The 26,638-nt window shown below is 73.2% G+C and carries 20 protein-coding genes; 15 read left to right on the top strand and 5 right to left on the bottom strand.

Going from position 1 to position 26,638, the window contains the following annotated elements; translation table 11 throughout:
- Nucleotide 1 precedes the first annotated feature (1 nt).
- Nucleotides 2-4,552, bottom strand: a complete 4,551-nt coding sequence (locus tag BLV96_RS04730) for a HAMP domain-containing protein (RefSeq protein ID WP_086674179.1) — start codon at nt 4,550-4,552, stop codon at nt 2-4.
- Between the two features lie 373 nt (nt 4,553-4,925).
- Here BLV96_RS04730 and BLV96_RS04725 point away from each other — a divergent pair, with 373 nt between their 5' ends.
- Complete coding sequence (locus BLV96_RS04725) at nt 4,926-6,080, top strand: NAD(P)/FAD-dependent oxidoreductase (protein ID WP_086674178.1); 1,155 nt, start codon at nt 4,926-4,928, stop codon at nt 6,078-6,080.
- Here BLV96_RS04725 and BLV96_RS04720 read toward each other — a convergent pair.
- Nucleotides 6,075-7,046 (bottom strand): magnesium transporter CorA family protein, encoded by a 972-nt coding sequence (locus BLV96_RS04720; RefSeq protein WP_086674177.1) that lies wholly within the window; start codon nt 7,044-7,046, stop codon nt 6,075-6,077. The two genes, BLV96_RS04725 and BLV96_RS04720, sit on opposite strands and share 6 nt — an antisense overlap.
- Before the next feature lie 54 nt (nt 7,047-7,100).
- On the opposite strand from BLV96_RS04720, the gene BLV96_RS04715 reads away from it, so the two are divergent.
- The 3 genes from BLV96_RS04715 to BLV96_RS04705 are packed head-to-tail and all read left to right on the top strand — an operon-like array spanning nt 7,101 to nt 10,026.
- Nucleotides 7,101-8,057: an acyl-CoA dehydrogenase family protein gene (locus tag BLV96_RS04715; RefSeq protein WP_244180047.1), complete on the top strand. Its 957-nt coding sequence runs from the start codon at nt 7,101-7,103 to the stop codon at nt 8,055-8,057.
- A complete protein-coding gene (locus tag BLV96_RS04710) occupies nt 8,054-9,295 on the top strand; it encodes a bifunctional PIG-L family deacetylase/class I SAM-dependent methyltransferase (protein WP_086674176.1) in 1,242 nt (413 codons plus the stop codon). The genes BLV96_RS04715 and BLV96_RS04710 overlap by 4 nt, the downstream gene beginning before the upstream one ends.
- Complete coding sequence (locus BLV96_RS04705; protein WP_086674175.1) at nt 9,292-10,026, top strand: glycosyltransferase family 2 protein; 735 nt, start codon at nt 9,292-9,294, stop codon at nt 10,024-10,026. Before BLV96_RS04710 ends, BLV96_RS04705 begins: the two co-directional genes overlap by 4 nt.
- A gap of 308 nt (nt 10,027-10,334) precedes the next feature.
- Here the strand turns inward: BLV96_RS04705 and BLV96_RS04700 are convergent, their stop codons facing one another.
- Nucleotides 10,335-12,539, bottom strand: coding sequence for a helix-turn-helix domain-containing protein (locus BLV96_RS04700; protein ID WP_086674174.1), 2,205 nt, complete (start codon nt 12,537-12,539; stop codon nt 10,335-10,337).
- A gap of 129 nt (nt 12,540-12,668) precedes the next feature.
- Between BLV96_RS04700 and BLV96_RS04695 the strand changes: the two genes are divergently transcribed.
- The 7 genes from BLV96_RS04695 to BLV96_RS04665 all read left to right on the top strand — a co-directional run bounded on the left by BLV96_RS04695 (nt 12,669) and on the right by BLV96_RS04665 (nt 19,805).
- Complete coding sequence (locus BLV96_RS04695) at nt 12,669-13,607, top strand: AraC-like ligand-binding domain-containing protein (RefSeq protein WP_086674173.1); 939 nt, start codon at nt 12,669-12,671, stop codon at nt 13,605-13,607.
- A 57-nt stretch (nt 13,608-13,664) separates the two neighbouring features.
- On the top strand, nt 13,665-14,426 hold the full coding sequence (locus tag BLV96_RS04690) for a MoaF C-terminal domain-containing protein (RefSeq protein WP_086674172.1): 762 nt from the start codon (nt 13,665-13,667) through the stop codon (nt 14,424-14,426).
- 11 nt (nt 14,427-14,437) lie between these two features.
- Nucleotides 14,438-14,833, top strand: a complete 396-nt coding sequence (locus BLV96_RS04685) for a nuclear transport factor 2 family protein (RefSeq protein WP_086674171.1) — start codon at nt 14,438-14,440, stop codon at nt 14,831-14,833.
- Nucleotides 14,830-15,999, top strand: coding sequence for an ABC transporter substrate-binding protein (locus tag BLV96_RS04680; protein ID WP_086674170.1), 1,170 nt, complete (start codon nt 14,830-14,832; stop codon nt 15,997-15,999). Before BLV96_RS04685 ends, BLV96_RS04680 begins: the two co-directional genes overlap by 4 nt.
- A 10-nt stretch (nt 16,000-16,009) precedes the next feature.
- The gene (locus BLV96_RS04675; protein ID WP_086674169.1) at nt 16,010-16,870 is read left to right on the top strand and encodes a branched-chain amino acid ABC transporter permease; all 861 of its coding nucleotides are present in this window, start codon (nt 16,010-16,012) and stop codon (nt 16,868-16,870) included.
- A gap of 536 nt (nt 16,871-17,406) precedes the next feature.
- Nucleotides 17,407-19,116 carry a branched-chain amino acid ABC transporter ATP-binding protein/permease gene (locus tag BLV96_RS04670; RefSeq protein ID WP_086674168.1) on the top strand — a complete coding sequence of 570 codons (1,710 nt, stop codon included), beginning with the start codon at nt 17,407-17,409 and terminating at the stop codon, nt 19,114-19,116.
- Nucleotides 19,113-19,805 carry an ABC transporter ATP-binding protein gene (locus BLV96_RS04665; RefSeq protein WP_086674167.1) on the top strand — a complete coding sequence of 231 codons (693 nt, stop codon included), beginning with the start codon at nt 19,113-19,115 and terminating at the stop codon, nt 19,803-19,805. Before BLV96_RS04670 ends, BLV96_RS04665 begins: the two co-directional genes overlap by 4 nt.
- A gap of 1 nt (nt 19,806) precedes the next feature.
- On the opposite strand, the gene BLV96_RS04660 is transcribed toward BLV96_RS04665, so the two are convergent.
- Together BLV96_RS04660 and BLV96_RS04655 are read right to left on the bottom strand one after the other, a co-directional pair.
- Nucleotides 19,807-20,607: an SDR family NAD(P)-dependent oxidoreductase gene (locus BLV96_RS04660; RefSeq protein WP_086674166.1), complete on the bottom strand. Its 801-nt coding sequence runs from the start codon at nt 20,605-20,607 to the stop codon at nt 19,807-19,809.
- A 13-nt stretch (nt 20,608-20,620) separates the two neighbouring features.
- Nucleotides 20,621-21,661 carry an SDR family oxidoreductase gene (locus tag BLV96_RS04655; RefSeq protein WP_244180046.1) on the bottom strand — a complete coding sequence of 347 codons (1,041 nt, stop codon included), beginning with the start codon at nt 21,659-21,661 and terminating at the stop codon, nt 20,621-20,623.
- 114 nt (nt 21,662-21,775) lie between these two features.
- Here BLV96_RS04655 and BLV96_RS04645 point away from each other — a divergent pair, with 114 nt between their 5' ends.
- From BLV96_RS04645 to BLV96_RS04630, 4 genes are all read left to right on the top strand, one after another.
- Entirely contained in the window at nt 21,776-23,635 is a 1,860-nt protein-coding gene (locus BLV96_RS04645; protein WP_091388773.1) for a primary-amine oxidase, read from the top strand.
- A 6-nt stretch (nt 23,636-23,641) separates the two neighbouring features.
- Nucleotides 23,642-24,376, top strand: a complete 735-nt coding sequence (locus tag BLV96_RS04640; RefSeq protein ID WP_086679215.1) for a MoaF C-terminal domain-containing protein — start codon at nt 23,642-23,644, stop codon at nt 24,374-24,376.
- Nucleotides 24,377-24,379: 3 nt separating this feature from the next.
- Entirely contained in the window at nt 24,380-25,984 is a 1,605-nt protein-coding gene (locus BLV96_RS04635; RefSeq protein ID WP_086679214.1) for an amidohydrolase, read from the top strand.
- Between the two features lie 65 nt (nt 25,985-26,049).
- Nucleotides 26,050-26,637 carry a TetR/AcrR family transcriptional regulator gene (locus BLV96_RS04630; protein ID WP_086679213.1) on the top strand — a complete coding sequence of 196 codons (588 nt, stop codon included), beginning with the start codon at nt 26,050-26,052 and terminating at the stop codon, nt 26,635-26,637.
- Nucleotide 26,638: the final 1 nt, after the last annotated feature.

Here is a 26,638-nt window from a genome sequence, read left to right as displayed (position 1 = left end):
ATCACGCCGTCACGTGCCGCTTGATGCGGGCGATCAGGTCGTCCGCGTCGACCGGCTTGGTCACGTAGTCGGTGGCCCCCGAGGCGAGGCTCTTCTCGCGGTCGCCCGGCATCGCCTTCGCCGTCACCGCGACGATCGGGATGGCGGCGTGCGCGGGCATCGCCCGGATCTTCGCGGTCGCGGTGTAGCCGTCCATCTCCGGCATCATCACGTCCATCAGGATCAGGTCGATGCCGGGGTGCGCGGCGACGGTCTCGACGCCCTTGCGGCCGTCTTCGGCGTGCAGCACCTGCATGCCGTGCAGCTCCAGGATCCCGGTGAGCGCGTAGACGTTGCGCGGGTCGTCGTCGACGATCAGCACCGTGCGCCCGGCCAGGGTCGTGTCGACGTCGGCCGCGCGCACCGGCGCGGCCGGCTCGTCCGGGCGGACCAGCGGCAGCACCGCGCCGGGCTCCTCCGCCGAGAGATGCAGCGCGATGCGTTCGCGCAGTTCGTCCAACCCGGACAGGACTTCCAGCGACTGGACGTCCGCGCGCGACTGCACCAGCTGCTCCAGCTCGCCGTCGAGGCGGCGGCTGTTGTGGGCGAGCACCGGGACCAGCCGCAGCGCGCTGTCGCCCTGCATCGCGTCGAGGAAGCCGAACGCGGTGCGGTCGGGCAGGTCCAGGTCGAGCACGACGCAGTGGTAGGCGTCGGTGGCCAGAGCGGCCGCGGCTTCCTGCGTGCCGACCGCGGTGACGACTTCGACCTCCGCCGGGGAGATGCCGATGTCCCGGCTGTCGGCCAGGTCCGCGGCGGCGCTCTCGGCGACGAGCGTCAGCAGCCCGTGCTGGCGCTCCTCCACGACCAGCAGCCGCCGGTAGGACCGCGGTGCCGACGTCGTGACGCCCACGCCGGCGTCGCCGGCCGTGATCGCCGTGCCGGGGTGGTCGCCCGCGGGCAGCGGCGCGAAGTCCGGCCGCGCGACCGGCAGCGAGAACGTGAACGAGCTGCCCTCGCCGGGCGTGCTCTCGGCGGTGATGACGCCCCCGAGCAGCTGGGCGATCTCGCGGCTGATCGACAGGCCGAGGCCGGTGCCGCCGTACTTGCGGCTGGTCGTGCCGTCGGCCTGCTGGAACGCGCCGAAGATGGACTCCAGCTGGTGTTCGGCGATCCCGATGCCGGTGTCGGTGACCCGGAACGCGACTGCGGGCCCGTGCACGCGCAGCGGCCGGGGCAGCGCATCCGGATCGACCGGCTCGATGTGCAGCTCGATCCCGCCGACCTCGGTGAACTTGACCGCGTTGGACAGCAGGTTGCGCAGCACCTGCCGCAGCCGCGAGTCGTCGGTGAGCAGCTCGGTGGGCGAGCCGGGGGCGACGGTGATCCGGAAGTCGAGGTTGCGTTGCGACGTCATCGGCCGGAATGTCGCCTCGACGTAGTCCAGCAGGCCGCGCAGCGACACCTGCTCCGGGGTGACGTCCATCTTCCCGGCCTCGACCTTCGACAGGTCGAGGATGTCGTTGATCAGCTGCAGCAGGTCCGAGCCGGCGGAGTGGATGATGCCCGCGTACTCGACCTGCTTCGCGGTGAGGTTGCGCGTCGGGTTCTGCGCGAGCAGCTGGGCGAGGATCAGCAGGCTGTTGAGCGGGGTGCGCAGCTCGTGGCTCATGTTGGCCAGGAACTCCGACTTGTACTTCGACGCCAGTGTCAGCTGCTGGGCGCGGGCCTCCAGCTCCTGGCGGGCCTGCTCGATCTCCAGGTTCTTCGTCTCGATGTCGCGGTTCTGCGTGACCAGCAGGGCCGCCTTCTCCTCCAGTTCGGCGTTGGACGACTGGAGTTCTTCCTGTCGCGCCTGCAGTTCTTCGGAACGGGCCTGCAGCTCCGCGGTCAGCCGCTGCGACTCGCCGAGCAGCTCGTCGGTGCGGGCGTTGGCGACGATGCTGTTGACGTTGACGCCGATCTGCTCCATCAGCAGCTCGAGGAAGGCCCGGTGGACGGCGGTGAAGCCGTGCACCGACGCCAGTTCGAGCACGCCGAGCACCTGGTCCTCGACCACGATCGGCAGCACGATCAGGCCGGCCGGCGCGGTGTTGCCGAGCCCGGAGGAGATGGTGGCGTAGCCGGGCGGGACATCGTCGACGACGATCGGACGGCGGCTGCGCGCGGCCTGCCCGACCAGGGACTGGCCGACCCGGAACCGGACCGCGGGGCCGTCGCCGTCGTCCGGGTGGCCGTACGCGCCGACCAGCCGCAGCTCCGGCACCTCGGTCGTGTCGTCGGCCAGGTAGAACGCGCCGAACTGGGCGTTGACCAGCGGGACCAGCTCGTCCATCACCGCGGCCGCGACGACGGCGAGGTCACGACGGCCCTGCATCAGCCCGGTGATGGTGGCCAGGTTGGACTTCAGCCAGTCCTGCTCCTGGTTCGCCCGCGTCGTCTCGCGCAGCGACTCCACCATCGAGTTGATGTTGTCCTTCAGCTCGGCGACCTCGCCGGAGGCGTCGACGGTGATCGAGCGGGTCAGGTCGCCCTCGGCCACGGCGCTGGTGACCTCGGCGATCGCGCGGACCTGCCGGGTGAGGTTGCCGGCCAGCTCGTTGACGTTCTCCGTCAGCCGCTTCCAGGTGCCGGACACGCCCTCGACCTCGGCCTGGCCGCCGAGGCGGCCTTCGCTGCCGACCTCGCGCGCCACGCGCGTGACCTCCGCGGCGAACGCCGAGAGCTGGTCGACCATCGTGTTGATCGTGGTCTTGAGCTCGAGGATCTCGCCCCGGGCGTCGACGTCGATCTTGCGGGTCAGGTCGCCCTGGGCGACGGCGGTGGTCACCTGGGCGATGTTGCGGACCTGCCCGGTGAGGTTGTTCGCCATCGAGTTGACGTTGTCGGTGAGGTCCTTCCACGTGCCGGCGACGTTCGGCACGCGCGCCTGGCCGCCGAGCATGCCTTCGGTGCCGACCTCGCGCGCCACCCGGGTGACCTCGTCCGCGAACGCGGACAGCGTGTCCACCATCGTGTTGATGACGTCGGCCAGCGCCGCGACCTCGCCCTTGGCCTCGACGGTGATCTTCCGCGACAGGTCACCACGCGCGACCGCCGTCGCGACCTGGGCGATCGAGCGGACCTGGCCGGTCAGGTTGGACGCCATGACGTTGACGTTGTCGGTGAGGTTCTTCCAGGTCCCGGACACACCGCGGACGGTGGCCTGGCCGCCCAGGTTGCCCTCGGTGCCGACCTCGCGCGCCACGCGGGTGACCTCGTCCGCGAACGCGGACAGCTGGTCGACCATCGTGTTGATGGTCTCCTTCAGCTCCAGGATCTCGCCGCGGGCGTCGACCCGGATCTTCTGCGAGAGGTCACCGCGGGCGACGGCGGTGGTGACCTGGGCGATCGAGCGGACCTGCGCGGTGAGGTTGTCGGCCATGACGTTGACCGACTCGGTGAGGTCCTTCCAGGTGCCGGAGACGCCCTTGACGTCGGCCTGGCCGCCCAGCCGGCCCTCGGTACCCACCTCGCGCGCCACCCGGGTGACCTCGTCCGCGAACGCGGACAGCTGGTCCACCATCGTGTTCAGCGTGTCCTTGAGCTCCAGGACCTCGCCGCGGGCGGTCACGTTGATCTTCTGGGAGAGGTCGCCCTTGGCCACCGCGGTGGCGACCTGGGCGATGTTGCGGACCTGGTCGGTGAGGTTGCCCGCCATGAAGTTCACCGAGTCGGTGAGGTCGCGCCAGGTGCCGGAGACGCCCTTGACGTCGGCCTGGCCGCCCAGCCGGCCCTCGGTACCCACCTCGCGCGCCACCCGGGTGACCTCGTCCGCGAAGGAGGACAGCTGGTCCACCATCGTGTTGATCGTGCTCTTGAGCTCGAGGATCTCGCCCCGGGCGTCGACCGTGATCTTCTGGGAGAGGTCGCCCTTCGCGACCGCCGTCGTCACCTGGGCGACGTTGCGGACCTGGTCGGTCAGGTTCCCGGCCATGAAGTTCACCGAGTCGGTCAGGTCGCGCCAGACACCGCCGACGCCGGGCACCTGCGCCTGGCCGCCGAGGCGGCCTTCGCTGCCCACCTCGCGCGCCACGCGGGTGACCTCGTCCGCGAAGGAGGACAGCTGGTCGACCATCGTGTTGACGGTGTCCTTGAGCTCGAGGATCTCGCCGCGGGCGTCGACGTCGATCTTCTGCGACAGGTCGCCCTTGGCCACCGCGGTCGCCACCTGGGCGATGTCGCGGACCTGGGTGGTCAGGTTGCCGGCCATGGCGTTCACCGAGTCGGTGAGGTCCTTCCAGGTGCCGGACACACCGGGGACCTTGGCCTGGCCACCCAGCTGCCCTTCGCTGCCGACCTCGCGCGCGACGCGGGTGACCTCCGAGGTGAACAGCGACAGCTGGTCGGCCATGCCGTTGAAGACCGTCGCGATCTCGCCGAGCAGCCCGTCGGTGCCGCCCGGCAGCCGGATGCCGAAGTCGCCGTCACGGACCGCGGTCAGGCCCGCCAGCAGGCGGCGCAGTTCCTGCTCCCCCGCCTCGCCGACACCCGAAGCGTCCGCACCCGCACCCGGGCGCGTCCCCTCGACCATTGCCCCACCCATCCGCCACCCGTTTCTTCGGTTGTCGACGCCCCGGCGCCGTCCCGGTGAGCACACCGGATGGCCCAGCATAGTGCAGCTGCACTATGCTGGCGGGCAACGGTTGAGCAACCAGCCGCGCCCTTGTGCTCCTGCGCGCTCCCAGGCGGTCCTCGACAGCTTTCCGTTTCCCCCCAGGCCATTCGGCCGCATTGACCCGTTCGGCTGAACGCGCTCCCAGTCACCGGCGAACCGCGCTCGACGCGGCTTGCCGGCCATCGGCGTGCCCGGACCCTGGCGTCCACAGTAGACACTCCACTGTGGACCCGGTCGGCTGAGCTGAAGCCGGTCGTGTACCGGCGCGCGCCCGGGGTACCCCGTCGGCATGGATGCCGAGAACCTGATCGTCATCGGAAGCGGACCGGCGGGCGTGTCGGCGGCCCGCGCCTACCGGGAAGCCGGTGGCACCGGAGGAGTCCGCGTGCTCACCGCCGACGCCGACCCGCCCTACGAACGCCCGCCGCTGTCGAAGGAGTTCCTACGCGGCGAAGCCGAACTTTCCCCACTGGACGAAGACTTCGCCGCAAAGCACGACATCACCGTCACGCTGGGCGACGCCGTCACCGAACTGGGCGACCACGAAGTCCGCACCGCCGCGGGCGCGGTCCACCCGTTCACCACCTGCGTGCTCGCCACCGGCTCGGAACCCGTCCGGCCCGACCTCCCCGGCGCCGACCACGCGGACGTCCGGACCCTCCGCTCGGCCGCCGACTCGCGCGAGCTGCGCGCGGCCGCGTCGGGGGTGCGCAGCGCGATCGTCGTCGGCGCCGGGTTCATCGGCTGCGAAGCCGCGGTTTCGCTGTCCCGGCTCGGACTGCAGGTGACCGTCGTCTGCCCCGACGACGTCCCCCAGGAGAAGCGGCTCGGCCGCGAAGCCGGCGGATTCCTGTTGCGCTGGCTCAAAACCGAGGGCGTGAGCGTGCTCCGCGGCACGAAGCTGCTGTCGGTCGAGGGCGGCTACCGGGTCCGCACCGACCTCGTGCCGATCCTCGACGCCGGGCTCGTCGTGCTCGCCACCGGCGTCCGGCCCCGGATCGGGCTGGCCGAGGCCGCCGGGCTCACCATCGAAAACGGCCGCGTCCGCACCGACGAGCACCTGCGCACCAGCAAGGCGGGCGTGCTCGCGGCGGGTGACGTCGCCCTCGCCCACAACCCGGCGGCGGGCCGCGCGCTCGCCGTGGAGCACTGGGGTGAGGGCCTGGCGATGGGTGAGGTGGCCGGGCGGACCGCCGCAGGTCAGGACGCGGCCTGGGACGCGGTGCCCGGCTTCTGGTCGGTCATCGGCGACCGGGTGCTCAAGTACGCGGCCTGGGGCGACGGCTTCGACCGCGCCCGCCCGCTGCCGCGCGACGACGGCGGTTTCACCGTCTGGTACGAACGCGACGGCAAGGCGGTCGGCGTGCTCACCCACGAAGCCGACGAGGACTACGAGCGGGGCCAGGACCTCGTGCGGCGGGGCGCGCCGATCCCGGAGTCATAGCCAGTCCCGTTTCTTGAAGAGCACGTAGAGCCCGACCGAGAGCACCAGCATCACGACCGTCGACACCCAGAACCCGATCGTGGTGCCGTTGCCCGGATAGGCGACGTTCTGCCCGTAGAACCCGGTCACCGCGGTGGGCACCGCGATCACCGCGGCCCACCCGGTGACCTTCTTCATGATCAGGTTCAGCCGGTCGCTCTGCAGGTTCAGCTGCGTCTCCCGGACCGTCGTGAGGCGCTCGCGCAGCGCCTCGGCGTGCTCGGCGGCTTGGCGCGCGTGGTCGTGGACGTCCTCGAAGTACGGGCGGGTGGTGCCGTCGGCCAGCTTCAGGTCCGGCCGCATCAACGAGCCGACGACCTCGGGCACCGGTGCCACGACCCGGCGCAGCGCGGTCAGGTTCTTGCGCGACCGGAACGAGCGCTGCTGCAGCTCGGCGGTGTCCGGGCGCTCGTCGAACACCATGTCCTCCAGCTTCTCGACCTCGTCGTCGAGCGCCTGGACGGCGTCGAAGTGGCCGTCGACGATGAGGTCGAGCAAGCCGTGCAGCAAGAAGGGCACCCCGGACTTCGCCAGGTCCGTCGCCTGGTCCCAGCGGCGCGTGACGGCCCCGATGTCGAAGCCGTCGTCCTTGCGGACGGTCACCAGCGCGCGGGGCGTGATGAACACGGCGAGCTCGGACGTCGTCGTGCGCTCGCTCGCGGCGTCGAACCGGACCGCGTAGACGGTGAGGAACGCGTGGCCGTCGTAGCGGTCCAGCTTGGGCCGCTGGTGTTCCTGGACGGCGTCCTCCACGGCGAGCCGGTGCAGGCCCAGCTCCCCGGCGAGCTCGGCCAGGTCCGCTTCGGACGGTTCGCAGAGGTCGGCCCAGACGGCGGTGTCCGGTTCGGCCAGGAAGTCCGAGACGTCCGCCATCGGGAAGTCTTCCTTGAGCAGTGCGCCGTCGCGGTAGGCCCGGGTTTTCGTCATACGGCCGGGGTGCCCGTGCGCGCGCCCGCGTAACCGGCCGGAAACGGGGTACTCGTGGATCTTGTGAACGCCCTGCTGGCGGCGACCCCGCCGAAACCCCTGCCCTCGCCGCGGACCACCGAGGTGGTCGCCGCGGAACTGCGCACGCTGCACACGGCGGGCGCGCTCGACCTGCCCCTGCCCGGTGCCGGCCGGACCGCTGCGCGGTGGGCGGCCCTCGCCGCGTTCGGCCGCCGCGACCTGGCCCTGGCCCGGCTCGCCGAGGGGCACACCGACGCCGTGGCGATCCTCGCCGAGGCCGGCCACTCCCCCGCGCCGGGCGCGCTGTACGGGGTGTGGGCGGCGAAGTCCGGCGGCACCGGCGCGGTCCTGGCGGACGGCGCGCTCACCGGCACGGTCCGGTTCTGCTCCGGGCTCTCGACGCTGGAGCGCGCCCTGGTCGCGGCGGGCGACCGGCTGGTCGAGGTGGACCTCGCCGACCCGCGCGTGCGGCGGCACCCGGACGCCTGGCAGGCCGTCGGGATGGACGCCTCCGACAGCGGTGACGTGGTGTTCGACGGCGTACCCGGCACGCTCGTCGGGCCGCCCGGCTGGTACGTGGGCCGGCCCGGGTTCGCGCTCGGCGGGGCCGGCGTCGCGGCCGTCTGGCTCGGCGGCGCCGCGGGCGTCCTCGACGGCGTGCTCGCCTACCTGCGCGAGCGCGGCGACGCCGACGAGCACCAGCTGGCGCACGTCGGCGCGCTGCACACGGCGGTGAGCGGTACGGACGCCGTGTTGTCGCAGGCGGCTTCGGCCGAGGTGGACGCTCTCGTGGCGGGCACCTGCCGGGCCGCGGCGGAACGGACCGCGGTCGAGGTCCTGGAACGGGCGCTCAAGGTGACCGGGCCGACGCCCGCGTGCCGGGACCGGCGCTTCGCCCAGCGCGTCGCCGACCTGCCGGTGTACGTCCGCCAGCACCACGCGGAGCGCGATCTCGCCACCCTCGGCCGCACCGTGCTGGGCGCGGCATGATCCCGGACTGGCCGGACGAGCCGTTCGAGCGCGCGCTGGTCGTCGCCGCGCACCCGGACGACGAGACGCTCGGGGCGAGCGGTCTCCTGCAGCGGCTGCACGCGGCGGGCACCGCGGTCACGCTCGTCGTGGCGACCGACGGCGAAGCGGCCTTCCCCGCGTCGGGCGCGGATGAACGGCGTGAGCTGGGCCGCACCCGCCGCCGGGAACTCCGGGATTCCCTGCGGGCGCAAGGGTTGTCCGAAGTGGAGCCCGTCTGGCTCGGGCTGCCGGATTCGGGCCTGGCGTCCCGCGGCGACGAGCTGACCGCGGCGGTGCGCTCGCACGTGGACGGCCACGACCTGTGCCTGCTGCCGTGGCCGGACGACCCGCACCCCGACCACCAGGCCGCCGCCCGGGCCGCGCTCGCCGCGGCGCCGGTGTCCGCTCAGTGCTGGTCGTACCCGATCTGGCTCTGGCACCGGCTGAGCCTTGACGACCCGGTCATCCCGTGGCCGCGGGCGCGGTCGCTGCGGCTCACGGATGCGGAACGGGACGCCAAGGCGGCGGCGATCGCGACGTTCACCTCGCAGCTCAAGCCCGGCCCCCGCGGCGAAGAGCCGATCCTGCCGGAGGAGGTGCTGGCCCACTTCTCCGGCGGTACCGAGGTGTTCTTCCGCGAGCCGCCGCGGACGTCGGCGCCGGTGAGCCGGTTCGCCTCGCTGTACGCGGCCGCCGACGACCCGTGGTCGGTCGCGACGAAGTGGTACGAGCGGCGCAAGCGGGCGATGGTGCTGGCGTGCCTGCCCGAGGAGCACTACGGCACGGTCGTCGAACCCGCCTGCGGGGTCGGGGCGCTGACCCGGGACCTCGCGGCGCGGGCCGGGCGCGTGGTGGCGTTCGACCCGGTGCCCGCGGCGGTGGAGCGCACGCGCGCCGCCGTCGCCGATCTGTCCCATGTGGACGTCCACATCGGAGCGGTCCCGGCCGCGATCCCCGCCGGGCCCGCCGACCTGCTGGTCTACAGCGAACTCCTGTACTACCTGGACGATGCCGCCCTCGACGCGACGATCGAGGCGTCGGCGGCGGCGCTGCGTCCCGGCGGGCACCTGCTGGCCGTGCACTGGCTGCCGTGGGCGCCGGAGGCTCCGCGCGACGGCCGGGACGCGCACGCGCGGCTGCTCGCGCACCCGGCGTTCGAGCCGCTGGTCGAGCACACCGACGAGCAGTTCCTGCTGCACGTGCTGAGGCGCCGGTGATCACGGCCGTCGGCGTCGTCGTTCCGGCGCGGGACGAGGCGCCGCTCGTCGGTGCCTGCGTCCGCGCCCTGGACGCCGCGCTGCGGCACCTGCCGGCCGGGGTTTCGCGGGCGGTGTGCGTGGTCGCGGACCGCTGCGGCGACGCGACGGCGGACGTGGCCCGCGCGGCGTTCGGCGAGGTGCCCGGCGTGGTGGTGACCACCCGGTCGGCCCGGACGGTGGGCGAGGTCCGCGACCTGGGCGTGGCGCGGGTCCGCGCGGCCCTCGGTTTCCCCGTGCCGAAGCGGACCCTGCTGTTGAGCACCGACGCCGACACGCGGGTGACCCCGGGCTGGGCGCGGGCGCACCTGGCCCGGGCCCGCCAGGGTTACCACGCGATCGCGGGGACGGCCGAGCTGGCGGAGCCGTTCAGCGCGTCGGCGCGGGCGCTGGCGCGGTACGACCTCGTCCTCGACCGCGCGCGGACGGCCGACGGGCACGGGTCGGTGTACGGCGCGAACCTGGGCGTCCGCGCGGATGCGTTCGACGTGGTGGGCGGCTTCGGCGAGCGGGCGACGGGCGAAGACCACGATCTGTGGCGCCGGCTCGGGCAGGCGGGGTTCCGGCGGTGTTTCGAGTCGCGGGCACCGGTGGTGACGAGCGCGCGGCTGGCCGGCCGGGCCCCGGACGGGCTGGCGGCGCTCCTGCGCGGCTTGGCGGAGGACACGCTGGAGGAGGACACCGTCGCTTGAGGCGGTTTCGCGGTTGTAGAGGTCGTTCGTAGAGGTTGTCGCTGTCGCCCGCCGCCGTCCGCCGCGATGATCGGGTGCGCCGCCACTCCCGACGCGAAGGGCACCGGTGAGAGCCGCCTTCAGAACGCTCCTCGCCGCGCTCGCCGCCGCGGCCCTGCTCACCGGGGTGCCCGCCGCCGCGGCGACGCCGGGCCGGCTGCTGGTGGTGGAACGGGTCCGCGACACCGTCTCCGTCGTCTGCGCGAACCACGACGGCAAGGTCGCCTGTCACGCCGTGCACCGGCCGCGGGCCTTCCTGGTCGTCACCTTCACAACCGTGCCAGCTCCGCCCGCACCGCGTCCGCGCGCTCCGCACCTCCGTACTCCCCCAGCATCGCCAGGGCTTCCGTGAGGACTTCGCGGGCCCGGTCGCGCTCGTCCCGGCCCACGTGGGCGCGGCCCAGCTCGGCCAGCGTCATCGCTTCGTACAGCCTGACCCCGGCCTCGCGCCAGAGCTCGACGCTGCGGCCGAGCTCGTCGACCGCGGCGTCGAACCGGCCCAGCTCGCGGTGCACGATCCCGATCCGCATCCGGCCGTACGCCATGCCCCGCACGTCTCCGGTTCCCTCGGCGACGGCGACCGCTTCGCTCGCGTACGCCAGTTCGCGCGCACGGTCGCCTTGGCGTCCGTACAGCACGGCGAGGTTGACCAGGTTGAGCGTCTCGACGTGCCGCAGCCCGAGCGTCCGGTTGAGCGCCAGGCTGCGCTCGCCGAACTCGACGGCCGTGGTGATGTCGTCGCCCAGGCCGTACACGAAACAGAGGTTGTTGAGGATGCCCGCCAGCTGACGCTCGTCGCCGATCGCCTCCCAGTCGGCGAGGCTGCGGCGGAGCAACGCGTGCGAACGCCGGAACCCGGCCGCTTCGCCGCCGCTCGCCAGTTCCGCTTCGGCCACGCCGAGGTCGCCCCGCAGCGTCGCGGCCGCGACCGGGTCGACGCCGTCGACCAGCCCGAGCGCGACCTCGTCGACCTGGATGGCGTCGCGCCAGCGGGCCCGCGCGCGGTGGTACTCGTACAGGCCGAGCCCGACGGCGGCGATCGCTTCGGCCGGCACGCCCGGGGTCGCGGCCGCCTGCCGCACGACCGTGACGAGGTGCGCCTGGTGCCGGTCGAGCCACGCGAACACCTCGTCCGCCGACGCGGGTCCGGCGGCGGCCCACCGTCCGGCGGCCCAGTCGTGGCGGTGCGAGGCCGCCGAGACGAGCGCCATGCTCCGCCAGGCCATCGCCGCGCACAGTTCGACGACCCGGGTGATCGCCGCGGCCCCCTCGTCCGGCGGTGCCTGCTCCCGGGCGTAGAGCCGGAGCAGGTCGTGCAGCCGGTACCAGCCCGGGGCGGGGGTGGTCAGCAGGTGCTCGTCGGTGAGCCGTTCGAGCAGTGCCTCCGTCTCGGGTTCGGGCGCGTCGAGCAGCCGGCTCGCGACGGGCACCGACAGCTCCGGGACGTCGAGCAGCGACAAGAGCGGGTAGGCGCGCGCGGCGGTGCCGTCCAGGGCGTCGACGGCCAGGGCGAAGCTGGCGCGGACGCCCGTTTCGTCGAGCCGGCGGTGTTCGTCGTCGAGCCGGTGCGCGAGGTGGGCGACCGGCCAGCGCGGCCGCGTCGCCAGCCGCGCGCCGACGAGGTGCAGGGCCAGCGGCAGGTAGCCGCAGAGACGCGCGACCGTCCGCGCGGCGGCGGGTTCGGCCGCGACGCGCTCGGCGCCGATCTCCGCGGCGAGCAGGCGGAGCGCGTCCGCCTCGGGCAGGACGTCGAGCAGGACCTGGTGTGCCTGCGGCAGGTCCGGCAGCGCGGCGCGGCTGGTGATGATGGCCCCGGAGCCACCGGCTCCGGGCAGCAGCGGGGCGACGTGGGCGGCGTCGCGGGCGTTGTCGAGCAGGAGCAGGACGCGCTTCGCCGCGAGCAGCGTCCTGAACCGGGCGGACGCGGATTCGAGCGACAGCGGCTTCGGCGGTTCGCCGCCGAGTTCGCGGATGAGCCGGTCGAGCAGGTCCAGGGGGTCGGGCGGGTCGGCGGCGTGGCCACGCAGGTCGAGGTGCAGCGAGCCGTCGGGGAAGCGCCGGGCGAGCCGGTGGCCGGCTTCGAGGGCGAGCGCGGTCTTGCCGATGCCGGCCATCCCGGCGATGGCGACGACGACGCTGTCCCGGGAGTCGAACAGGGCGAGGACGCGGCCGAGTTCGGCGTCGCGGCCGGTGAAGACGGCGACACCGCCGGGCAGCTCCCGCGGCACGACGTCCTTCTCGGCGGCGGGTTTGGCGGGCCGTGCGGCCGCTGCCGCGAACTCGGCGCGGTCGGTACCGGTGAGGCCGAGCGCGTCGGCGAGCCGGTCGAGCGTGTCGCGGTGCGGGAAGCGCCGGTCCCCGCGTTCGAGCGCGCCGACGGCCTGGCCGCTGAGCCCGGACTTCTCGGCGAGCGTCTCCTGCGTGAGCCCCGCGGCGCGCCGGAGGCGGCGCAACCGGCTGCCGAACGAATCCATCCCCGCCCTCCTCCCCGGAGGAGGATCACACGGAGTGGCGGGTCGGCGCCAGCACCGAGGATTGTCGCCGAAGATCGTATCGCTTATCGTATACGACACTGCTCCCCTCTCGATGCTGCGAGGTGACCCGTGCCCGCCCCCACGACCCTGATCGCCCGGGACTTCACCGAGTTCCGCGCCGCCGTCTCGCAGTCCTTCGTGCCCCTGCACGTCACCGCCGGCGGTGACGGCTTCCGGGGCCGGATCCGCTCCTCGGGCGCCGACGAAGTGCAGGTCTCCGAAGTGACCGCGTCCCCGCACGTAGTCGAACGCACGCCCGAGCTCATCGCGCGCGGCGACCGGCGGTACTACAAGCTCAGCCTGATCCTCGCCGGCACCGGGCTGCTCGTGCAGGACGACCGCCAAGCCGTCCTCCGGCCGGGCGACGTCGCCCTCTACGACACCCACCGGCCCTACTCGCTCGTCTTCGAAGAGGACTTCCGCACCCTCGTCGTGATGTTCCCGCAGCGGCTGATCGACCTGCCCGCCGAGCTCGTCGGCCGGCTCACCGCCGTGCGCATGTCCGGGAAGGAAGGCGTCGGCAACGTCGTCGTCCCCTTCCTCGCCCAGCTCGGCGGGAACCTGGAACAGCTGGCCGGCCCGGCGGGCGCCCGGCTCGCGCACAGCGCCGTCGACCTCCTCTCCACGCTGGTGGCGACCGAGCTGGACCTCGCGAACGCCGACCCGCACCACGAGCTGATGCGCCGGATCCGCGCGCACATCGACGCGAACCTGCCCTCGGCCGACCTCGGCCCCGCGCGGATCGCCGCCGAGCACTTCATCTCCACGCGGCACCTGCACGGCCTCTTCCAGGAGCAGGGCACCACCGTCGCCGGGTGGATCCGGACCCGGCGGCTCGAGCACTGCCGCCGCGACCTGCTCGACCCCGTGCACGCCGGCCGCCCGGTCGCGGCCATCGCCGCGCGCTGGGGCTTCGTCGACGCCGCCCACTTCAGCCGGGTCTTCAAGAGCGCGTTCGGCCGCGCGCCGAGCGAGCTGCGGCGGGAGTTGACCGTCAGCGACCGGTAGTTGCCCCGCAGCGCGTGACCGCTCGCCGGGCGGGCCACCCCGCCCGACGATGAGGCCATGCCCGAAGCCCCCACCGACGGCTGGCGCACCTACGACGAGTTCGCCGCCGGGATCGCCACCTACCGCCTGCCGAACGCCGACCTCACCGGCCGCGAAGTCACGATCACCCTCGACGACGGCGAAGTCCTCGCGCTCACGTTCAAGGACGCCGGGCACGTCGTGTGCAACGGCGTCGAGGACCCGTACGACGCGGTCGCCGTGCGCGACGACGTCTTCTTCGTGAACCTGCCGTTGACCAGCGTCGACGGCGAAGCGCTGACCGTCGTGTACTCGACGACGTCCCACCGCGCGCTCGCCGTCCGTTCGGTGATCGGTGCCGAAGACGTCGTTCCCCGCGTCTCGCAGCGGTTCGGCGCCGGTGTCACCGACGGCGGCCCGCCCTCCGGCGAGGTGCCCGGCCCGTCACGCGACCTGATCGGCAAGCGCAACCTCTACCGCTACAGCCCGGACCACCTCTACGAGCACGTCTACGTCTCGTCGGAGCGCTACGCGTGGCAGTGCCTCGAAGGCGTCCAACGCGGCCACGGCGACATGGACCTCTCGACGGTCTGGAAGTTCGCCGACGGGCTCTACCTGTTCTGCTTCCGCGAGTTCCGGATCGCCGTGGCGAGCGTGTGGCTGCACGACCTCGGTTACGCGCTGCGCACCACCGGCGTCTTCCTCGGGCTCACCGGCGACGGGGAGTCCGAGCACTCCCGCGCCGGCGGGCACGTCTACCCGCTGGGCTCGGTCAGCTACCCCGACGCCCAGCCCGTCTGAAGGAGCTTCCTGTGTCCACTGTGGACGTAATCCGCGCGCACTACGCCGCCAGCGACTCCGGCGACCTGGCCGGCATGCTCGCCCCGCTCGGCCCGAAGACGACCTGGACCGAAGCCGCGGGCTTCCCCTACGCCGGTACCTACACCGGCCCCGACGAGGTCCGCGCGCACGTCTTCGAAGCCATCGGCCGTGACTGGGACGGCTACACCTTCACCCTGGCCGACCTCCTCGACGCCGGCGACACCGTCGTCGGCGTCGGCACCTACACCGGCACCCACCGCCGGACCGGCCGGTCCTTCACCGCCCGCGTCGCGCACCTCTGGCGCTTCGACGGCGGCGAACTCACGTCCTTCGAGCAGATCGTCGACTCCGCGCCCGTCGTGGCCGCGGCCCGGGAGCAGTCATGAGAAAGATCCTTCCCCTGGCGGTCGCCGCGGTGCTGGCCGCGGCCGGCTGCGCCGGTTCCGAAGCGGGCGGCGACGGTCCGATCGTCGTCGGCTCGGTCAACGCGCTGAGCGGCGCGGCGACCTTCCCCGAGGCCTCGCAGGCGGCCAAGGCCGTGTTCGACGCGGCCAACGCCGCCGGCGGGGTCAACGGCCGCAAGATCGAGTACAAGGCGATCGACGACAAGGGCGACCCGGCCGCCGCCGCGGCGGCCGCCCGTGAAGTGGTCGGTGGCGACGACGCCGTGGCGCTCGTCGGGTCGTCGAGCCTCATCGAGTGCGAGATCAACGCGAAGTACTACGAGCAGCAGAAGATCCTGTCTGTGCAGGGCATCGGCGTCGACCCGGCGTGCTTCTCCAGCCCGAACATCGCACCGGTCAACGTGGGCCCGTTCCACGACATGACGCTCACCCTGCTCTACGGCTCGGAAACGCTGAAGCTCGACAACATCTGCGCGTTGCTGGAGATCGCGGGCAACACGCTGCCGGCGTACCAGGCCGCGATCGACGAGTGGACGAAGATCACCGGCAAGAAGCTGAAGTACGTCGACGCGACCGTCCCCTATGGAGGGTCGGACTACACGTCCTACATCGTCAAGGCGCGGGCCGCGGGGTGCCGGGCGATCACCGTGAACCCGGTCGAGCCGGACTCGATCGGCCAGCTCAAGGCCGCGCAGGCGCAGGGCTGGAACGACGTCACGTGGCTGCTGCTGACCAGCGTCTACAGCGAGAACTACGCGAAGGCGATCGCTAACGCCGGCGCCGGGGTGTACGTGCCGGCCGAGTTCTACCCGTTCACCGACGCCGGCAGCCCGCAGACCAAGGACTGGCGCGACCTGATGACGAAGAACAAGATCCCGCTGACGTCGTTCAGCCAGGGCGGTTACCTGGCGGCCAAGTACTTCCTCGACGTCGTGCGCGGGATCAAGGGCGACATCACGCGCGAGTCGGTGACGAAGGCACTGCGCGAGATGAAGCCGGTCAGCGACCCGATGGTCGGCACGCCGTACGTGTTCGGTCCCGCGCGGACGCACCACGACAACACGGCGGGCTGGCCGATCAAGCTGGCCTCCGGCACGAACAAGTGGGAGCTGGCCGCGCAGGACTGGCTCCGGATCCCTCGGTCCTAGGAGGACGGTCATGCTGCAGGGCGCTCTCGCCGGTCTCGCCGCCGGTGGCCTGTACGCGGTGCTCGCGGTGTGCCTGACGCTGATGTCGCGCCTGGTGCGCGTGGTCAACTTCGCGCAGTCCGCCACCGGGATGTTCGGGTGTTACGTCGCGGTGTTCCTGGCCGTCCACTGGGGACTCCCGGAGTGGCTGGCCACTCTGGCGGGGATCGTGCTCGGCGGCGCGCTGAGCGCGGTCCTCGGCTGGATCGTCTCGACGTGGCTCGCCGAAGCGGACACCGGCACGCGCTCGGCGGTGACGGTCGCGGTGCTCCTGCTGCTGATCTCGCTGGCGTTCATCCTGTTCGGCAACAAGCCGCAGCCGTTCCGCCCGCTGCTGGCCGGACCGGCGTTCACGGTCGGCGGCGTGGTGGTCAGCCAGGTCACGGTGGTGACGGTCGCGCTGGCGGCGCTGGTGGCACTGGGCTGCCGGGTGGTGCTGGCCCGCACGACGCTCGGCGTCCGGCTGCGCGCGCTGTCGGAGCGGCCCACGACGGCGGAGCTGCTGGGCATCCCGGCCCGGCCCCTCTCCGTCGGCGTCTGGACGGCGACGGGGGTGATCGCGACGCTGGCGGTGTCGATCGTGGCACCGTCGCAGTCGAACGACCCGACATCGCTGGCGATGCTGGTGGTCCCGGCAGCGGCGGCAGCCCTGCTGGGCGGCTTCCGGCGGCTCGACTTGGCGGTGGCGGGTGGATTGGTGCTGGGGATGGCACAGGGGGCGGTCGCGCAGTCGGACAAGCTGTCGGTGCTGCGGTACTTCCTGCCGTTCCTGGTGATCGTGGCGCTGCTGCTGTGGACGCAGCGCAAGGAGGTGTGGGATGCGGCTCGGTGACGGTTGCCGCTCGGTCGGGTTGGCGGTGCGGGCCGGGCGGCCGGTTCGCTTCGGCTCCTCGCAGCCGCGGCCGGGCCGGCCGGAAAGGCGGCCCACCGCGGCCGGGAGTGGGCGCCGCCGGCTCGCCGCGGGCGAAAAGGCGGCGCGCTGTGCGGCGCCCTGAAAACGCCCTTGCGCTGGCGAGCCTCCGCCTCACCGCCGCCGCCGTGCACCGGGCAGCTGCCCGGTGCGCTGTGCGGCGCTCAGAAGCCCCCCTCCCCCGGGCAAGCCTCTTCACCGCCGCGGCCGCCGTGGGCCGGGCGGCCGAGCGGTGGTCGCCGCCGGCAGGGTCTGCGCCCGGCTCCCCGCGGGCGAAAAGGCGGCGCGCTGTGCGGCTCTCAGAAACCCCCTCGCGCGGGCAGGCCGGCCAATGGCCGCCGCTGACCGGGGCCACGCCGGCTCTCCGCGGCTCGAAAGGCGGCCCTCCTTGCTCCTGAACGACAACTCCCCCGGCCGGCCGGTGCACCAACCGACCTCGGCCGGAAAGGCGGTGCGCAGTGCGGCTCACTGAAAACCCCCTCGCGCGGGCAAGCCTCCCCTTCGCCGTCGCGGCCGCAGCGATCGGCGTCGGCTATGCGCTGAGCGTCGGGCTCGCCGGTTACTTCGTCTACCTCGGCGTCACCGCCGTCGTCGCGGCGATCGCGTTGCTCGGGCTCGGCGTCGTCACCGGGACCGCCGGGATGATCTCCCTCTGCCAGCTCACCTTCGCCGCGGTCGGCGCGTTCGTCGTCTCGGCCTGCAACGTCGCCGGCGTGCCCGGCGGGTTCGTCGTCTGGCTGCTGCTCGGCGGGCTGGCCGCCGCGGTGGCCGGGGTGCTCGTCGGGCTGCCCGCGCTGCGGCTGCGCGGCATCACCCTTGCCGTCGTCACCCTCGGACTGGCCGCCGCCGCGGACCTCACGCTGGTGCAGATCCAGTTCCCCGGCGCCACCGAGGGCCTCTCGATCGAGCGGCCGGACGCGTTCTCCGACGACCGGTCGTACTTCCTCTTCGCCGTCCTCGTCCTGGTCGCGTGCGGACTCGTCGTGCACTTCCTGCGCCGCGGCCGCTGGGGCAGCAGGTGGCACCTCGTCGCCTTCTCCGAGCGGGGCACCGCCGCGGTCGGCGCCGGCGTGCGGACGTCGAAGCTGACGGCCTTCGCGGTCAGCGCCGCGCTCGGCGGGGTCAGCGGCGGCCTGCTCACCGGCCAGGTCGGGCTCGCCTTCCCGGCCAGTTTCACCGCCATCCAGTCGCTCGCGCTGTACGTCCTGGCCATCATGTCCGGCGCGCACCTGATCGACATGGCGGTGTTCGGCGCGCTCCTCTGGGTCGCCGTGCCGGAGCTGCTCAAGCGCTGGGGCGTGCCGCAGGACTGGGGGTTCGTCATCTTCGGCGTGCTCGGCATCCAGGCCCTGGCCGGGCGCGGCAACCTCGGCACGGCCGTGCGGAACCTCTGGTACCGGTCCCGCAAGCCCACCGGCCTCGGCCTCACCGACATCCCGGAGGTCGAGCCGTTGCCACCCGGCGATCCGGTCCTGGAGGTGCGTGGCCTGAGTGTCCACTTCGGTCACGTTCGCGCGTTGTCCGAAGTGGACATCTCCGTGCCGGAACACGGCATCCTCGGCGTGATCGGACCGAACGGCGCCGGCAAGTCCACTTTGGTCGACGTCATCAGCGGCTTCCTTCCGCGCGCCACCGGAACCGTGACGCTCGACGGCCGCCCGTTGACCGGCTCACCCACCCGGCGGGCGCGGCGCGGGCTGCGGCGGACGTTCCAGCAGGACCGCGTCCCGCCCGGGCTGACGGTGGGCGCCTACGTCCGGTTCGTCGCCCGGCGCCGGGTCACCGGCCGCGAGGTCGCCGACGCGCTCGAGTTCTTCGGCTGCCCGCCGGCCCGGACGCCGTTGTCCCGGGTGGACGCGGGCGCGCGGCGGCTCGTCGAGGTCGTCGGGCACCTGCTGGCCCGGCCGCGGGTGCTGCTGCTCGACGAACCGGCGGCCGGCCTGCCCCACGAGGAGCACGTGGCGTTCGGGCGGCGGCTGCGGCAGGTCCCGGCCCGGTTCGGGGTGTCGGTGCTGCTCATCGAGCACGACCTCGACCTCGTGCGGTCGGTGTGCGACCGGCTGACGGTGCTCGACTTCGGCGAGGTCCTGGCGAGCGGGCCGCAGGCGGACGTGCTGGCCGACCCGGCCGTCCTCAAGGCGTACATGGGCGAAACGGAGCTGCTGTGACGACGTTGCGAGTGCACGGACTGACGGTCGAGCGCGGCGCCGGCCCGGTCATCCGCGATGTCGGGTTCGCTCTGGAACCCGGCCGGATCACCGCGCTGGTCGGGCCCAACGGCGCCGGGAAGACGAGCCTCCTGGAGGCCGTGTCGGGGGTCGTGGCGCCGGCGGCGGGCAGCGTCCACGTGGGTGCGGTGAACGTCACCCGGCACTCGCGGGTGGCGCGGGCGCGGCTCGGGCTGGCGCACATCGAGCAGGGCCGGGCGGTGTTCCCCGGGCTGACGGTCATGGAAAACCTGCGCCTGACCGCGCGCACCCCGGACCGGCTCGACGCCGTGCTGGAGCTGTTCCCCGAGCTCGACAAGCGGCGCGACTCCCCCGCGGCCCTGTTGTCCGGCGGCGAGCAGCAGATGGTGGTGCTGGCGCGGGCGTTCGCGGCGCGCCCGGCGTTCCTGCTGATCGACGAGATGTCCCTCGGCTTGGCGCCGGTCGTGTTCACGCGGCTGCTGCCGGTGGTGACGCGGTTCGCCGCCGAAGGAGCGGCGATCCTGCTGGTGGAGCAGTTCACGCACTTGGCACTCGGCGTCGCGCAGGAGGCTTTGGTGGTCTCCTCGGGCCGGGTGACGTACGCGGGGGACGCCCAGACGCTGCTGGACTCCCCCGCGACGTTGCACACCGCCTACCTGGGGTCCTGACTCACATGCCGGCGCGCTCGAAGGCCAGCGTCGGCAGGTCCACCGCGTGGGCGCCGCCGTCGGCGACGAGAACCGCGCCCGTGATGTACGACGACTCCGCCGAGCCCAGGAACCGGACCACCGCCGCGATCTCCTCGGGCTCGGCCGGGCGGCGCAGCGGGACCTCCGCCGTCACGCGGCGGTAGCCCTCGTCGTGACCGCCGGTGAAGCCCGCCGCCGCGGCGAACTGGTCCATCTCGCCGTCGGCCATCGGCGTGCGGACCCAGCCCGGGCAGACCGCGTTCGCGCGCACCCCGCGTGACCCGAAGTCGCGGGCGATCGAGCGGGTGAGGCCGATCAGCGCGTGCTTGGCGACGGTGTACCCGGCGACGTTCGGCCCGGCGAACAACCCGGCCAGCGACGACACCACGACGACCTGCCCGCCGGTCTCCACCAGCGACGGCAGCGCGGCCCGGCACAGCACGAACGCGCTGGAGAGGTTCGAGCGCAGGGCGAGCTCCCACTCGTCGTCGCCGGTGTCGACGACGGACGAGAGGCCGTGGCCGCCGGCGTTGGCGACGACGACGTCGAGCCGCCCGAATTTGCCGATGATCTCGGCGACCGCGGTTTCGGCGTCGTCGCGCACGCTCGCGTCGCAGGCGATGACGTGCGCGCCGGTTTCCGCGGCGACCTTCTCGAGGGGGCCGCGCCGCCGGCCGAGCACGACGACGTGGGCGCCCTCGCCGGAGTAGCGCCGGGCGACGGCCGCGCCGATGCCGGTGCCGCCGCCGGTGATGGCGACGACCCTGTTCGGTGTGTCCACTGTGGATCCTTTCCTAGGCGGGGAAGGCTGAACGGGCCGACATCCCGAAGTCGGCCAGCAGGGCTTGGCCGTTGACCGGCCGGGACGCGGGGGACGCGAGGAAGAGCACCTGGCGGGCGACGTCCTCGGCGGCCTGGACGGGGAAGGCGGGGTCGTCGAGGAGGTCTCCGAGGTCGCCGCGCGCCATCGGGGTGTCGACGACCGACGGGCAGACGCAGTTGACGCGGACGCCGGGGACTTCGACGGAGAGGGCCCGGGTCAGGGCGACGACGGCGCCCTTGGAGGCGCAGTAGGGCACCATGCCGGGCGCGGCGGTGAACGCGGAGTCGCTGCCGAGCAGGACGACCGAGCCACCGTCGGCCAGGTGCGGCAGGGCGTGTTTGACCAGCAGGAAGGGGCCGGTGACGTTGACGGCCAGCACGGCGGCGACCTCGGCGGCGGTGGTTTCGGCGAGGGGCTTGCCGACGGGCCCGGAGACCCCGGCACAGCCGACGACAACATCGAACCCGCCGAGGTGACGGGCGAGGGTGTCGACGGCGGCGGCGAAGGCGGGTTCATCGGTGACGTCGGCGCGGGCGAAGGCGAGGCCGGCATCGGCGACCCTGGGCAGCAGCCGAGGAGCGGTAGCCCCACCCGATTCGGCAGCCCCATCCGAGCCGGCCGACACGGCGCCGGCCGCCGCGGGCTGCGGCCGGTGATCGGCCGCCTCTCCCGAACCGAGCACCGAGCCCGGTGAGCGGCCGACCGGCTCGGCGCCGACCGCGGGCAGCGGCCGGTGCTCGGCACCGCCACCCGAACCGGCCCGAGCCGGCGAGCGTGCGCCCGCGTCGGCCGGTGCCCGCTCGGCCACCTCCGCCCACGGCCCCGCGTCCCGCTCGGCCACCTCCGCCCACGGCCCCGGGTCCCGCTCGGCCACCTCCGCCCAGGGGCCCGCGTGCCGGTCGATCACCCCGACCCGCGCCCCCTCCGCCCGAAACGCTCGCACGCACGCCAGCCCGATGCCCGACGCCCCGCCGGTCACCAGCACCGCCTTGCCGGCCAGTTCCCATCCCATGCGCCCATCCTCACCGCGCGCACCCCGCCCGCGGTTGGCGTCGAGTGCAGCCTTGTTGTCCGCCGCCGCACGGGCGGGTTCCGCGCGAGGGCGAAGCGCGCGAGACTGCCCAGGGTGAGCACGCCGCACCCCCTCGACCCGCTGACCGCCGCCGAACTCTCCGCCGGGCGCGCCCTCCTCGCCGACGCCGGGCTCGTCCCCGACTCCGTCCGGTTTCCGCAGGTCGTGCCGCTCGAACCCGGCAAGGCCGACGTCCGCGCCGGCGCCGGGACCCGGCGGATCCGCTACACCCTGCTCGACACCGCCACCGGCGAATCGGGCGAAGCCGTCGTCGACGTCACCAAGGGTGAGGTCGGCTGGGCCGGCTGGAGCACCGACCCCGGCCAGCCGTCCTACCTCTTCGAGGAGTACGAACTCGCCGAGCAGCTGACCAAGGCCGCCGCGGGCTGGCAGGCCGCGATGGCCCGCCGCGGCCTCGGCGACCGGATCGACCACGCCTTCTGCGCGCCCCTCGCGCCCGGTCACTTCGGCCGCGAGGACGAGTCCGGCCGCGTCCTGCGCTCGCTGACCTTCCTGCGCGAGGACGACGGCGACAGCCCGTGGGCCCACCCGGTCGAAGGCCTCATCGTTCACCTCGACCTCACCCGGCAGGAGGTCCTGCGCGTCGAGGACGAGGGTGACGTCCCGGTGCCGGCCGAGCACGGCCGCTACACCGGCGTCCCGGCCCGGACGACCCAACGGCCCATCGAGATCACCCAGCCCGACGGCCCGAGCTTCGCCGTCGACGGCACGGAGGTGACCTGGGAGGGCTGGCGCCTGCGCGTCGGCTTCAACTCCCGCGAAGGCCTGACGCTGCACCAGGTGAGCTTCCAGGACCGGCCGGTCCTGTACCGGGCCTCCGTCCCGGAGATGGTGGTCCCGTACGGGGACGTCGCGCCCGGCCGGTTCTGGATCAGCTACTTCGACGCCGGCGAGTACCAGTTCGGCAAGAACGGCAACGACCTGCGCCTCGGCTGCGACTGCGTCGGCGAGATCCGCTACTTCCCGGCCTGGGTCGCCGACGACCACGGCGAGCCCGTCGAAATCCCGCGCGCGATCTGCCTGCACGAAGAGGACGACGGCATCCTCTGGAAGCACACCGACCTCGCCGGGACGCCGGAGGTGCGCCGCTCGCGGCGGCTGGTCGTCTCCTCGATCTCGACCATCGGCAACTACGACTACGGCCACTACTGGTACCTCCACCTCGACGGCTCGATCGAGTTCGAGGCGAAGGCCACCGGCATCGTCTTCTGCGGCGCCGGCACGCCCGGGCAGGACCAGCCACACGCCACCGAGCTCGCGCCGGGGTTGTTCGCGCCGGTGCACCAGCACCTCTTCTGCGCCCGGCTCGACGTCGAGGTCGACGGCGAGCGCACCAGCCTGCACGAGGTCGACGTCGTGGGCGTGCCGACCGGCCCGGACAACCCGTACGGCAACGCGTTCACCTGGCGGAGCACGCCGCTGCGGACCGAAAGCGAGGCCCAGCGGCACGCCGACCCGGCCCATGCCCGCGTCTGGGAGGTCCGCAGCGCGGACCGGGTCAACCGGCTGGGCAAGCCGACCGCGTACCAGCTCGTCCCGCGCCCGTCGGCGACGCTGATGGCCCGGCCGGAAGCGTCCGTGCACGCCCGGGCCACCTTCGCGACGCGGCACCTGTGGGCGACGCCGTACCGCGACGACGAGCGCTACCCGGCCGGCGAGCGACCCAACGCCCACCCCGGCGGCGCGGGCCTGCCCGCCTGGACCGCCGCGGACCGCGACCTCGTCGACGCCGACCTCGTGCTCTGGCACGTCTTCGGCCCCACCCACGTCCCCCGGCCGGAGGACTGGCCGGTGATGCCCGTCGACAAGTCCGGCTTCCTGTTCCGGCCCAACGGCTTCTGCGACCGCAACCCCGCGCTCGACCTGCCCGCGGGCGACCACTGCGACCACTGAGGAAAAATGACTCTTTCGGACACCTCCACCTGGCTCCCCCTCGACGGCCTCGCACCCGGCTTCGACGCGAACAAGGCACCCACCGTCGACGACCTGCACGGCCGCGAATTCGTCCTGCGCGACGACACCGGCCCGCTCTTCACCTGGCACGGCACCGACGAGACGTTCCTGGTGGACGACGACCTCTACTACGTCCAGGTAGAGCCGACCGGACGCGAGGCGGTCTCACTCTTCCTGGACCTGCGCGACGGCCGCGCGCTGGTCGTCACCACCACGATCGGCGACCACGGCACCCCGCGCGTCACCCAGGACTTCCGGCCCGCGACCATCGACGGCCACGACGTCCGCGGCGAGGCGATGGCCCCGAGCACCGCACTGATCGGCCGCCGCGTGCTGTGGGTGTACAGCGCCGAGCACGCTTACGAGCACGTCTACCTCAGCCCGCACTGGTACACCTGGCAGTGCCTGGCCGGGCCCGAACGCGGGCTGGCCGACACCGACGAGAACACCGTCTACCGGCTGCGGCCCGGCATCCACGTCTTCACGTGGCGGGAGAAGGTGATCCCGTGCGCGTCGGTGACGGTCGCCGACCACCGCGACGCCCGCGCCCTGCGCTCGCACGGCGTCCTCTTCGGACTCGACGCCACCGGCGAGCAGCCGACGCACTTCACCTTCGGCGCCCACGGCCGGCTGCTGAGCACCACCGTCCACCCCGGACCGTACGACCCGGCGGAGGGCTGAGCCGTGGCCGCCGACCTGGTCCTCACCAACGCCGTCGTGTACACAGTGGACACCACCCGGCCGTGGGCGTCCTCGCTGGCCGTCGCCGGCGGGAAGCTCACCGCCGACGAGGAGATCGGCCCGGAGACCGAGGTGCGCGACCTCGGCGGCGCGTTCGTCATGCCGGGTCTGGTCGACGTGCACAACCACCACGCGATGGCCGGCCGCGCGGACCTGTACGAACTCACCTTCGGCGCCAACGCGGGCTTCGAGGACATCCTCGACGCGGTCCGCGCCCGGGCCGCCTCGCTCGGCCCGGACGAGTGGCTGACCGGCGGCGCGTGGGCGTCCACCCTGGTCTCGAAGCTGTCCACAGTGGCCGCCCGGCGCGCGCTCGACGACGCCGCGGGCGGGCGGCCGGTGTCGCTGGCCGACGACAGCCGGCACAACCGCTGGGTGAGCAGCCGCGCGCTGGAGCTGGCCGGCATCACCGCGGCCACGCCGGACCCCGCCGGCGGGGTCATCGTGCGGGACGGCGAAGAGCCGAGCGGCCTGCTCCTGGAGGCCGCCGGCGTGCTCGTCGAGCGGGTCACCGGCGAGCTGACACCCGAGCAGCACCGGCGCGCCTCGCAGCGCGCGATCGAGATCCTGCACGGCTTCGGCGTCACCGCGTTCCAGGACGCCGGGGTCTCGACCGACATCCTCGGCGCGCTGCACTCGCTGGACACCGACGGCGAGCTGGCCGCGTGGGTCGTGTCGTCGCTGCTGGTCAACGACCCGATCTTCGGGTTCGACCCGGTCGGCGCGCCGCTGCTGGAGGTCGCCGGGCGCTACCGCACCGAGCACCACCGCCCGGACTTCGTGAAGATCTTCCTCGACGGCGTCCCACCGACGCGCACGGCGGCGTTCCTCGAGCCGTACCTGCCCGACGACGTCCACGGCGGCTGCTTCCACGGCTCGACGACCATGCCGCCCGAGGAGCTGACCGAGTGGCTGCTCACGGCGGCCGCGGCGGGCTTCTCGGCGAAGGTGCACTGCACCGGGGACGCGTCCGTGCGGCAGTTCCTCGACGCCGTCGGGCAGGTGCGGGCCGCGGGGTTCGCGGACACGCGGTTCCAAGTGGCGCACGGGCAATTCGTGCACCCGGACGACCTCCCGCGGTTCGCGGCCCTCGGCGTGGCGGCGGACATTTCGCCGTTCCTGTGGGTGCCGGGCGTCATCCCGGACGCGATCGCGGACGTGCTGCCCGCGGAGCGCGCGTCCCGGATGCAGCCGAACCGGACACTGCTGGACACCGGCGCGCTGGTCGCCGGCGGGTCGGACTGGCCGGTCAGCGAGTCACCGAACGCGTGGGAGGGCATCGCGGGCCTGGTGTCGCGCGAAGACCCGCACGGCCGCCGGCCGGGCGCACTGTGGCCGGAACAGGCGATCACGCTGGCCGAGGCGATCGAGGTGTTCACCCTCGGCGGCGCCCGGGCGTGCGGCCTCGACGACGTCACGGGAGCACTGACCCCGGGCCGGTCGGCGGACTTCGTCGTGCTGGACCGGAATCCCTTCGAGACGGCCGACGTGGCCGGAACGCGGGTCGCCGAGACGTGGTTCGCCGGGAAGCGGGTGTTCGCCGGCTAGCCCGGGTCGGTACTCGCGGGTAGTTTCTCCTACACTGGTAGAGAAACCAGTGCGGGAGGTGCCGGGTGCCCAAGATCATCGACCACGACCAGCGGCGCAGGGACATCGTCGACGTCACCTGGGACCTCATCGTGCGCGGCGGGATCGAAGCCGCCACCATGCGCGAGATCGCCGCCGCGGCCGGGTTCGCCAACGGCGCCCTCAAGCTGTACTTCCCCGGCAAGGAAGACATCATCGCGGCCACCTACGAGCGCGCCCTCGACATGATGCGCCAGTACGTCGACCTCGACGGCCGCCGCGGGCTCGACGCCCTGCGCGAGATCTGCGTGTCCTCGATGCCCATCGACGAGGAGCGCATCACCGCCGGGCGCGTCCTCATGATCTTCTGGCAGATGTCCCTGGGCAACCGGCGGATGCACGACAAGTACCTCGAGCACGTCCGCGAGTGGCGCGGCCTCCTGCACCGCTTCCTAGCCGAGGGCCGCGAAGACGGCGACGTCGTCACCGAGACCCCGGACGAGCAGATCGTCGACGAGATCGTCCTGCTCAACGCGGGCGCGAACGTGATGAGCCTGGTGGCGGGTGAGTTCTCCACGGTCGGGCTCCAGCACCGGCACCTGGAGTCCCTCCTGGAGCGGCTCACCCGCCCCTGAC

This window comes from Amycolatopsis pretoriensis (genome assembly GCF_900107925.1).
Classification (GTDB): Bacteria; Actinomycetota; Actinomycetes; order Mycobacteriales; family Pseudonocardiaceae; genus Amycolatopsis; species Amycolatopsis pretoriensis.
This window is presented reverse-complemented; position numbering and strand designations above follow the sequence as displayed.

Excerpts from the sequence above, each read along its gene's own strand:
- BLV96_RS04730 (WP_086674179.1), bottom strand. The coding sequence starts at position 4,552 with ATGGTCGAGGGGACGCGCCCGGGTGCGGGTGCGGACGCTTCGGGTGTC.
- BLV96_RS04725 (WP_086674178.1), top strand. The coding sequence starts at position 4,926 with ATGGATGCCGAGAACCTGATCGTCATCGGAAGCGGACCGGCGGGCGTG.
- BLV96_RS04720 (WP_086674177.1), bottom strand. The coding sequence starts at position 7,046 with ATGACGAAAACCCGGGCCTACCGCGACGGCGCACTGCTCAAGGAAGAC.
- BLV96_RS04710 (WP_086674176.1), top strand. The coding sequence starts at position 8,054 with ATGATCCCGGACTGGCCGGACGAGCCGTTCGAGCGCGCGCTGGTCGTC.
- BLV96_RS04700 (WP_086674174.1), bottom strand. The coding sequence starts at position 12,539 with ATGGATTCGTTCGGCAGCCGGTTGCGCCGCCTCCGGCGCGCCGCGGGG.
- BLV96_RS04690 (WP_086674172.1), top strand. The coding sequence starts at position 13,665 with ATGCCCGAAGCCCCCACCGACGGCTGGCGCACCTACGACGAGTTCGCC.
- BLV96_RS04680 (WP_086674170.1), top strand. The coding sequence starts at position 14,830 with ATGAGAAAGATCCTTCCCCTGGCGGTCGCCGCGGTGCTGGCCGCGGCC.
- BLV96_RS04675 (WP_086674169.1), top strand. The coding sequence starts at position 16,010 with ATGCTGCAGGGCGCTCTCGCCGGTCTCGCCGCCGGTGGCCTGTACGCG.
- BLV96_RS04655 (WP_244180046.1), bottom strand. The coding sequence starts at position 21,661 with ATGGGATGGGAACTGGCCGGCAAGGCGGTGCTGGTGACCGGCGGGGCG.
- BLV96_RS04640 (WP_086679215.1), top strand. The coding sequence starts at position 23,642 with ATGACTCTTTCGGACACCTCCACCTGGCTCCCCCTCGACGGCCTCGCA.